General features: G+C 39.5%; 6 protein-coding genes and 1 pseudogene. 2 read left to right on the top strand and 5 right to left on the bottom strand.

Translation table 11 applies throughout. The features are described 5' to 3' along the window. Nucleotides 1-314: 314 nt before the first annotated feature. Together JIG41_RS01115 and JIG41_RS01110 are read left to right on the top strand one after the other, a co-directional pair. On the top strand, nt 315-1,697 hold the full coding sequence (locus JIG41_RS01115) for an MBL fold metallo-hydrolase RNA specificity domain-containing protein (protein WP_199524135.1): 1,383 nt from the start codon (nt 315-317) through the stop codon (nt 1,695-1,697). Nucleotides 1,698-1,827: 130 nt separating this feature from the next. Further along, nucleotides 1,828-2,196: a four helix bundle protein gene (locus JIG41_RS01110; RefSeq protein WP_199524134.1), complete on the top strand. Its 369-nt coding sequence runs from the start codon at nt 1,828-1,830 to the stop codon at nt 2,194-2,196. A gap of 27 nt (nt 2,197-2,223) precedes the next feature. On the opposite strand, the gene JIG41_RS01105 is transcribed toward JIG41_RS01110, so the two are convergent. The 5 genes and pseudogenes from JIG41_RS01105 to JIG41_RS01085 form a co-directional block, all read right to left on the bottom strand. Next, entirely contained in the window at nt 2,224-4,356 is a 2,133-nt protein-coding gene (locus tag JIG41_RS01105; protein ID WP_199524133.1) for a YjbH domain-containing protein, read from the bottom strand. Nucleotides 4,357-4,561: 205 nt separating this feature from the next. Further along, nucleotides 4,562-5,470 carry a UTP--glucose-1-phosphate uridylyltransferase GalU gene (gene galU / locus JIG41_RS01100; protein ID WP_199524132.1) on the bottom strand — a complete coding sequence of 303 codons (909 nt, stop codon included), beginning with the start codon at nt 5,468-5,470 and terminating at the stop codon, nt 4,562-4,564. A gap of 234 nt (nt 5,471-5,704) precedes the next feature. Further along, nucleotides 5,705-6,712: an NAD-dependent epimerase gene (locus JIG41_RS01095; RefSeq protein WP_199524131.1), complete on the bottom strand. Its 1,008-nt coding sequence runs from the start codon at nt 6,710-6,712 to the stop codon at nt 5,705-5,707. Nucleotides 6,713-6,775: 63 nt separating this feature from the next. After that, the gene (locus JIG41_RS01090; protein WP_199524130.1) at nt 6,776-7,942 is read right to left on the bottom strand and encodes a nucleotide sugar dehydrogenase; all 1,167 of its coding nucleotides are present in this window, start codon (nt 7,940-7,942) and stop codon (nt 6,776-6,778) included. 69 nt (nt 7,943-8,011) lie between these two features. Next, nucleotides 8,012-9,712: pseudogene (locus JIG41_RS01085) on the bottom strand (polysaccharide biosynthesis protein); the annotation flags it as partial. Nucleotides 9,713-9,852: the final 140 nt, after the last annotated feature.

Genomic DNA, 9,852 nt, shown 5'->3' with positions numbered 1-9,852 from the left:
ACTTGAAAAACATTTTTTGCCAAGTCGATACAAATTAAGTTAAATTTTGACATGTATGGATTCCTTATTGGTAAAAGTGGTTTTGCAATTTCTTTATACCGTACTTACCCTATTTAGGGGAGGAGTCCATACATCTCCTACAAGTGACACACACCTCACATGTGGGAGGCGTTTTAACGCCGAAAAAGCAAACCCATTCAGCAATATCAAACAACCTTCACGGTATAGCTCGCATCCCGCGCCTCGTTGCTCGTTGCTCTAACAACCAATAACCTCTATGCTGAAAACTACCCCATTAATACCGAAGGTATATTATGCATATAAAACACCATGGAGCGGTGAACGGCGTAACTGGCTCATGCCACCAGCTATTCATAAACGACTCGGCTTCTTTACTTGTTGATTGTGGTTTGTTTCAGGGAGAAGAAAGCAAACACGATCTTAATATCGAATTTGATATTTCAACATTAAAAGGGCTTCTTGTTACCCATTGCCACATTGATCACGTTGGTCGTATTCCATACCTACTCGCAGCAGGTTTCAGAGGGCCTATTTATACCTCTTTAGCAAGTGCAAAACTCCTGCCTATGGTGATTGAAGATGCTTTAAAAGTAGGCGTCACCCGTGATGAAAGCATGATCCGCACTTGCCTTAAATTACTTAAACGACAAATTATTGCGATTGATTTTAATCAGTGGCATGTTCTCGATGACTTACAGCTAAAAACAAAGTTTCGTTTACAGCGTGCTGGGCATATTTTAGGCTCCGCTTATATTGAAATTGAACTTGGCAGTAAACCAAATACACATCGCGTCGTTTTTTCTGGTGATTTAGGCGCCCCCTATACACCACTGTTACCTACTCCTAAGCCACCTTATAAAGCTGATACTCTCGTTATTGAATCAACCTACGGCGATAAAAACCATCAGGGCAGAAAAGAGCGAGTAACAATGCTTAAAAAGGTTATTGAGCGAGCTGTAAGCGACAACGGAGTGGTGCTTATACCTGCCTTTAGTATTGGCCGAACGCAAGAGCTCCTATACGAGCTTGAACAGATTATTCATACTGCGAGTAAACGCTCCATGTGGCATACACTACAAATTATTGTAGATTCACCCATGGCGGCAAATTTCACGACTGAGTACCTGCACTTTAAAGAACTGTGGGACGACGAAGCTAAAAAAAGAATAAACCAAGGCCGCCATCCGCTCGATTTTAGCCAGTTACATACCATCGACACTCACCAAGAGCATCAAGCACTTATTAACTTTTTAGATTCTAAACAACAGCCTGCCATTATTATTGCCGCAAGTGGCATGTGCAGCGGTGGCCGAATTGTGAATTACCTTGCTCGCTTTTTACCAGACAAAACAACCGATGTCATTTTTGTAGGCTACCAAGGACAAGGAACTCTTGGGCGCGATATTCAAACCTATGGCCCACGCGGTGGTTATGTATTTATAAATAACGAAAAAGTAACCATAAACGCACAAATACACACAATTAGCGGCTACAGCGCCCACGCAGATCAAACCGGATTAATTAAGTTTGTAACCGGTATGCGTAAAAAACCCCGTTTAATTAAAATCGTTCATGGCGATGAACAAGCAAAACAGACATTAGCAAAAAAACTCGAACAGGTTTTAGGAAAAGAAATAGGAATAGGAATAGAAATAGAAATAGTGGTTCGAAGTTAGAAGTTAGAGGTTAGAGGTTAGAGGTTAGAGGTTAGAGGTTAGAGGTTAGAGGTTAGAGGTTAGAGGTTAGAGGTTAGAGGTTAGAGGTTAGAGGTTAGAAACTAGATTAAAATAGCACAAGGAATTTGTTATGAATTTTGAAAACTTAGATGTATGGAAACGTTCGGCACGGTTAAGTGCAGATATTTATAAATCAACAACTAAGATTAAAGATTTTGGCTTTCGAGACCAGTTAACGCGTTCAGGTTTGTCTGTACCTAGCAATATTGCAGAGGGGGTTAGTCGCGAAAGTTTTAAAGAAAAAAGTCGATTTATCGATATTGCGAGAGCTTCTCTTGCTGAAGCAAGAACACAAATTTATATTGGTATAGAAATAGGCTATATAAACCGAGATAAAGCACAATTTTGGATCAAAGAAACAAAAGAGTTAGGTGCAATGCTAACGGGCCTAAAACAACGCTTTGATAAAAGACTAGAAGCTAGTGGCTCTAACCACTAACTTCTAATATCTAGCTTCTAAAGGTCGTTATTTATAACTCTCATACGCTTCTTTCATGCGCGCTAGGTTGTTGTAAATGTAGCTTGCATTTAAGCGGCCTTTATTAAACACCGTGTTATCGAGTGTGATTGATGATGTAGGCGCATAAGCTTCATTAAATACTAGGGTATTTACATCATTACCGATACGTGTGCCAACAGAAGTACGCCACGCAGCTTGGCCTTTTAACTGACCATAACGCGTAACATTCATGTCTTTACGTGGAGTAAGCGGAATGCTAATTGCGACACCTATTTTTTGCGATTCAGTATCTTGATAATATACACCTACGTAGCTATCACCAAACCAAAAACGGCTTTCTAGCTTATAGCCACTGTCTTCGTAAAAATAATTACCGCCGGTGGCGTGTAAAGTAATATCGTGTTCTACCCAGTTGTATTGATAAGAAAGCGTTTGATACTCGCGAGTCGCTCTGTAATCAGCAAAATCAAAATAGCCTAATTTTGCACTTACTTTATGGCGACCTTCAGGGCTGAGCCATGCTGTTTCGTTAATAATCGCTTTGTAATCAAAAAAATCTTTATAAAAACCAATTTGCGTTTGGTTATAAAAACCAAACGGTAACGCAAAGGTTTGATACAAACTTGCATTTACAATGCCTTCGTCAAGGCTGTAATTATCAAATACTTTACGGTCTTCAAAGTCATCGCTTTCTTCAATGATAGTTTGCGCAGCCACATTAATACCCGCTCCTTTCCAAAGCGGTATATCAAGTGTTGCACGTGCACCTACCGAGTAATCAAAAACACCAAACTCAGTAGCGTATGTTGATGAAAGCACTGGGCTTACTGTTAAACGAGGCTTAAAGTATGGGCTTGCTTGTGCTTTACCTGCCCACACAACCCCCTCGGGGATACTCGCTCGACCATGTTGAATATTTAAGTCGGGGCTTATACCACGCTCTATAAAGGCACGGTAGTTATCAATATTTCCCTGAATGGCGATTAGTGGTAAATCCGACTTAGATAATTGAACACTAAAGTGCTTGTTTTCAATGCTAACATTTTCTGTAATGCGACCAAGTACAACACCTATCGCGTCTACATTGTTACGGTTAAATACCGAGTTCTCAAAATTAATAAAAACTGTACTGGTGTTAAAACCAACTACCACATTTTCAAAGCCGTCATTTAATAAAGCATCTTTTAATTGCTGAACTTGGTTACCTAAATTTGCATTAGACAGCTCTTTAGGTGCTTTATTAATATTAGCAAGCGTTAATGCCGTAGGTTGCTCTGCAAGTTTTGGAGCCATGGCTGTGTGAATAAACCCTACACCATGGTCATTCACTTTAGCCATTGGCTTAGTGCTAACCGGTGCAACGTATGGCGCTGGTTCAACAGGTTTGTAATTACTTTTAGCTTCATCAGACAACGGTAGGCTAAAGTTAACACCCCAATAGGTGTCTTTTTCTTCAGAAAAATCGGTACTGCTGTAAAAGCGGCTGGTAAAAGTAAGCTCACCAATATCGTAAAGCCACTTTTTAGGTACTGTAATACGTGCAGCTGCATTTACTGCTTCGGCATCGTACTCGGTTAATACACTAAACCACTCAAGTGGTTGCCACTCAATTCCCGCAAACGCACCGTCCATTTCACCTGTGCGGCGGTCACTGCGGCCAACACCTGCACTGAATCTAAAATCCCATAACTCTTTTGATGCCACCACATAATAGGTTTCGTAGTTATTGGCTGCACCACCTATATCTTTAGCGCCTACAGCCACACTAAACCAGTTTTTTGGAATATAAGGTAATTGATACTTAGCATTGAACGATAAATCGCGAATTTGCCCACGCCCTTCGCTAGCATACATATTATCGTGCATTGTACTTGATGCTATTTGACCGCTAACTTCTAGGCCATTAAATAGCCCCGCTGAAAATATAAAGTTATGGCCATCGACATATTCCCGCCCACGAAAATCTAACTGATTGTTAAAACCAATATCGGCAGTACCTTTTAATTGCACCTCTGCATTAGGGGTGTTTATTAAACCTGTGTAACCAGAGAATGATTGATACGCTTTAATGTCTTCTGCAGCAGCCGGCAAGCTTAATGCAGCAGCACAGCTTAAAAACAAGGTATTAAATTTAGGCATAGGTGAGTCCGAGTTAAAATTATAAAATCCTTAATTAAAGTAAATATAACATTAGAATCAAAAAACAAGAAGATAGTGCGAATTAAATAGTGACGAGTTGCGTTGAACAAAATTTTATTTTGGGAGAGGATAAAGCAAGTGGTTAAAAGCTATTAACTAACTTCTAACCACTAAAGTCTAACTTCTTATATTTAAAATCTTTTTGTTAAACCGCTTTAAGGTGTCTTTCTGTAGGGTTAACCATTTGCGTTACAAAGTCAGTGAATTCAGCACCTAGTTTTTCATCGCGCATGCTGTATTCAACAATAGCTTTTAAATAGCCCAATTTATCACCACAGTCGTGTGCACGGCCACTCATGTGAAAAGCCTCAACAATTTCGTGCTTCATTAGCTCGTCGATCGCATCGGTTAACTGAACTTCACCGCCAGCGCCTGCGGGTGTTTTAGCGAGTAAAGGCCAAATAGCTTTCGACAATACATAACGACCAACAACAGCAAGATTAGAAGGCGCATCTTCTGCGCTTGGTTTTTCAACCATGGTTTTTATAGGAGCGCTTTCACCCGCTTTAATTTGCACTCCACCAATATCAGCAATACCGTATTTATGTACGCTATCTTGCGGTACTGGCTCAAGCATAATTTGACTTGCTTTAACTTCATTAAAGCGCTTGATCATCGCTGCAATGTTCTCGGTTTTTTGGTCTGCCGTGTAGCTGTCTAAAATCACATCAGGTAATACAACTACAAAGTCATCATCACCCACAATTGGTTTAGCACACATTACAGCGTGACCAAGTCCTTTAGCTTCGCCTTGGCGAACATGCATAATGGTTACATCTTCAGGGCAAATAGAACGCACTTCTTCAAGTAATGTACGTTTTACACGTTTTTCGAGTGTAGCTTCAAGCTCAAAACTCGTGTCAAAATGGTTTTCAATGGCATTTTTAGAGCTATGAGTAACCAGTACAACCTCTTTAATACCGGCAGCTACGCACTCATTTACTATATATTGAATAAGCGGTTTATCAACTAATGGCAGCATTTCTTTAGGAATTGCTTTAGTCATAGGTAACATGCGAGTACCAAGGCCCGCTACAGGAATTACAGCTTTCATAATTAGTCCCTTATTTAATAATTTAATTTACAATAACACCAAACTAACAGTACCAAAGTAGATACAAACTGAATGGGTTTTATTTTAATTTTCACTGGATAAAATGGGAAAATTATTACCCATAAAAGTCAGATTTAATAGGTATTATCGCGTGAAATAAATTTCACGCCTTCATCAAACCATAAGCGTCATGCTTTGTTGGCGCGTTTGAAACACCACACAATACAAAAACCACTATTTGTTATAAAAATCTTTATACCAGCTGATTAAATCAGCTACACCTTGTTCTACCCCAACCGCAGGCTTATAGCCTGTTACGGCAAATAAGTCTTGCGTATCGGCATAGGTTTTATAAACATCACCCGCTTGCATTTCGCGGAAATTCTTTATAGCTTCAATATCTAACTCAGACTCAATCGCCTCAATAAACTTCATTAGATTTATCGGGCTACCATGACCAATATTGTAAACCTTAAATGGCGCAGAGCTTGATGCAGGCGAACCTGTTTCAACTTTCCAGTTTTCATCTCGCTTAGGCACAACGTCTGCGGCTCTAACAACACCCTCAACTATGTCGTCAATGTAAGTAAAGTCACGCCACATATCGCCATTGTTGTTAATATCTATAGTGTCGCCATCGAGCATTTTTTTAGTAAAAATAAACGGTGCCATATCCGGGCGACCCCATGGGCCATATACTGTAAAAAAGCGCAAACCTGTGGTAGGTAAATTGTATAAATGAGAGTAGCTATGGGCCATTAGCTCATTTGCTTTTTTGGTTGCAGCATAAAAAGACACAGGGTGATCAACACTGTCTGTTGTTTCAAAAGGTGTTTTTTCATTTAAGCCGTAAACTGAGCTAGAAGAAGCATATACCAAGTGCTGTACGTTATTATGGCGGCATCCTTCAAGTATATTCAAGTGACCAACCAAATTTGAGTCAGCATAAGCATTAGGGTTTTCGATTGAGTAACGCACTCCCGCTTGTGCTGCCAAATGAATAACACGGTCAAACTTCTCGCTAGTAAATAACTCTGTCATTTCAACTCGGTCGGCTATATCTAGCTTAATAAATGTAAAGTTTTCATGTTGTTCAAATTGTGCTAGACGGGCATGTTTTAAATTTACATCGTAATAATCATTTAAATTATCAACACCAACAACAGTATGACCTTGCGCTAGTAATTTTTGACTTGTAGCTGCACCAATAAAGCCAGCTGCGCCTGTAACTAAATACTTCATGCTAATCCTTTTTGCTTAAAGCAAGTAGGAAACTTACTTTAAAATTTATTAACTTACTTTTTATTAATCGTTGCCAAATAAATCGCGCGTATACACTTTATCAGCTACATCAAATAACTCATTATCCATTCGGTTAGAAATTATTACATCTGACATTTGCTTCAACTCATCAATTGACTTAACAACGCGAGAATTAAAAAATGCTTTATCAGTAAGGGTTGGTTCATAAATTACAACATCTATTCCTTTCGCTTTTATACGCTTCATTACCCCCTGAATGGCCGAAGCTCTAAAGTTATCAGAGCCTGACTTCATCACTAATCGATAAATACCAACTACTTTAGGGTTACGCTTAATAACTGAGTTTGCAATAAAGTCTTTACGGGTGGTGTTAGCATCAACAATGGCAGCAATCATATTATTTGGCACATCTTGGTAATTTGCCAATAACTGCTTGGTGTCTTTTGGTAAACAGTAACCACCATAACCGAAAGACGGGTTGTTATAATGTTTACCGATACGAGGGTCTAACCCTACCCCTTGAATAATTTGTTTAGCATCTAAACCATGGCTTTCAGCATAGCTATCAAGCTCATTAAAGTAAGCTACACGCATTGCTAGGTAGGTATTCGAGAATAGCTTAATTGCTTCAGCTTCAGTAGAGTCTGTAAACAACACCTCGATATCTTGTTTAACTGCACCCTGCGCTAACAAATTAGCAAAAACCTTTGCGCGTTCACTTTGCTCACCAACAATAATACGAGACGGGTGCAAATTATCGTAAAGGGCTTTACCCTCGCGTAAAAATTCAGGCGAAAAAATAATATTACTGGTGCCAAACTTTTCTTTTACAGATTTTGTATACCCGACAGGTACTGTCGACTTTATAACCATAGTCGCTGTTGGGTTGATTGCTAAAACATCCGCAATCACTGACTCAACAGAGTTAGTATTAAAATAATTAGTCTCTGGGTCGTAATCTGTTGGGGTGGCAATCACAACAAACTCTGCACCTGAAAGCGCAGAGTTTTTATCTGTAGTTGCGTTAAAGTTAAGTGTTTTATTTTTTAAAAAATCACTAATTTCTTTATCGACGATTGGCGATATTTTATCTTTTAATAACGCAACTTTTTTTTCATCAATATCTAAGGCAACAACCTTATTATGTTGCGCTAATAACATTGCGTTCGACAGGCCAACATACCCTGTACCGACTACTGCAATTTTCATTCAGTTTTCATCCTTTATTTAAAACCAGAGTGTCATAAATCAATTATTAAATCTTATGCTTTACCAATGTTAATTTTTTAAATTAACCACATTACCTTGCTCTGTAAAGTCATTGATATTATGGCTTATTGTTTGCTTAGCATTCCAAACCAAGTCACAAATACCATCGGTCGGGTTAAAGCCAGTTGGTGCGTCTAACAATAATTGTCTTATAGTTTCGTGATCAAAGTTATGACAAGCGATATCAAGCGCCTCTAAAAATACATTAAGCTCTGCTAGAGGCAGCATAACTTCATTTGCGGTCATAATGCGCTCATGCGAGGTTTCGCCTACATTGTCACCAATTAACAACTCTTCGTAAAGCTTTTCACCTGGGCGAAGGCCTGTACACACTATTTCTATATCACCATGCGGGTTGGTTTTATCTTTTACTTCAAAGCCAGATAAACGAATCATTTTTGTGGCTAAATCGATAATTTTTACCGACTCACCCATATCAAGTACAAATACATCGCCCCCTTTGCCCATTGCGCCCGCTTGTATAACCAGTTGTGCGGCCTCGGGAATGGTCATAAAAAAGCGAGTAATATCTTGATGAGTTAACGTTATTGGGCCGCCTTCACGTATTTGCCTGCGGAATAATGGTACTACCGAACCACTTGAGCCTAAAACATTACCAAACCTTACCATACAGAATCGTGTGTTATGGTTTTTGCCTTTATTTTGAGCCAAGCCTTGCAGGCACAGCTCTGCCATACGTTTTGTAGCCCCCATTACATTAGTAGGGCGCACTGCTTTGTCGGTAGATATAAGCACAAAGGTTTCAACTTTGGCATTCACAGCGGCTTTAGCCGTGTAATAAGTACCAAAAACATTATTGCGTACACCTTCAACCACATTGTGTTCAACTAAAGGTACATGCTTGTAGGCTGCGGCGTGATAAACAGTTTGCACACCAAACGCTATCATTACTGTTTCAATACGGTTAATGCGCTGTACAGAACCCATAATTGGGATTAGCTCAACATTAAGTTGGTTATTAACTATATACTCTGCTAACTCTTTTTCTATTGAATATAAACCAAACTCACTTAACTCGAACAACACAAGCTTTGTTGGTTTTTGTTTTACTATTTGGCGGCAAAGCTCTGAGCCTATTGAGCCACCAGCACCGGTTACCATAACCACTTTATTTTTAATATTAGCGGCCAATAAGTTTGCTTTAGGTGCCACACAATCGCGGCCTAATAGGTCTTCTATTTCAACATCTCTAAACTCAGAAAGCTTAGCTTTACCTTCAATTACATCGGCCATACCAGGAATAGAAAGCACTTTAATAGAAAGCGGCTCAAGTTGCGCTAAAATTTGTTTACGACGCGCTCGGCTCTCACTTGGCATTGCCAGTAAAACCTTGCTTACTTTACCTCTGTTTATTAGGTCGTAAATATCTTTAAAGGCAATAACAGGAATACCTTGAATAATAGAGCCCTGCTTAGTTTCGTCGTCGTCTATAAATGCACGTACAAAATACTCAGGCCCAGCGCCTAAAGCTGTAGCTAATTGGCGGCCCGACGAACCCGCACCGTAAATAATAACCGACTCTTTATTTGCTGTTGTTAATTTACCAATCATCGCACGTACAACAATACGTGCGCCACCCACTGTAAGTAAGCAAAGCCAGGCAAAAATAAACGGCATAGTACGGGGGATTTCTACACCAATAAAAAAAGCAAATAGTACCAAAGCAATCGTGCTAATTAGGGTACCAAGGGCGTTGTTTCCTAAAAGTTTGAACTATCTTGCCAGCCTGTGATCAGATCATCTATATCCTACTAGCCCGTGCAACAACAATGAGCAAAATCACAAACTGGTCTCACTATAATCAAGCCCTCGTTAACCGCGGTAATATT

It is taken from the genome of Pseudoalteromonas sp. bablab_jr011 (assembly GCF_016464045.1).
Taxonomy (GTDB): Bacteria; Pseudomonadota; Gammaproteobacteria; order Enterobacterales; family Alteromonadaceae; genus Pseudoalteromonas; species Pseudoalteromonas lipolytica.
The sequence above is the reverse complement of the archived record's forward strand: the minus strand, read 5'-3'. Positions and strand labels throughout refer to the sequence as shown.

Excerpts from the sequence above, each read along its gene's own strand:
- JIG41_RS01115 (WP_199524135.1), top strand. The coding sequence starts at position 315 with ATGCATATAAAACACCATGGAGCGGTGAACGGCGTAACTGGCTCATGC.
- JIG41_RS01110 (WP_199524134.1), top strand. The coding sequence starts at position 1,828 with ATGAATTTTGAAAACTTAGATGTATGGAAACGTTCGGCACGGTTAAGT.
- JIG41_RS01105 (WP_199524133.1), bottom strand. The coding sequence starts at position 4,356 with ATGCCTAAATTTAATACCTTGTTTTTAAGCTGTGCTGCTGCATTAAGC.
- galU (WP_199524132.1), bottom strand. The coding sequence starts at position 5,470 with ATGAAAGCTGTAATTCCTGTAGCGGGCCTTGGTACTCGCATGTTACCT.
- JIG41_RS01095 (WP_199524131.1), bottom strand. The coding sequence starts at position 6,712 with ATGAAGTATTTAGTTACAGGCGCAGCTGGCTTTATTGGTGCAGCTACA.
- JIG41_RS01090 (WP_199524130.1), bottom strand. The coding sequence starts at position 7,942 with ATGAAAATTGCAGTAGTCGGTACAGGGTATGTTGGCCTGTCGAACGCA.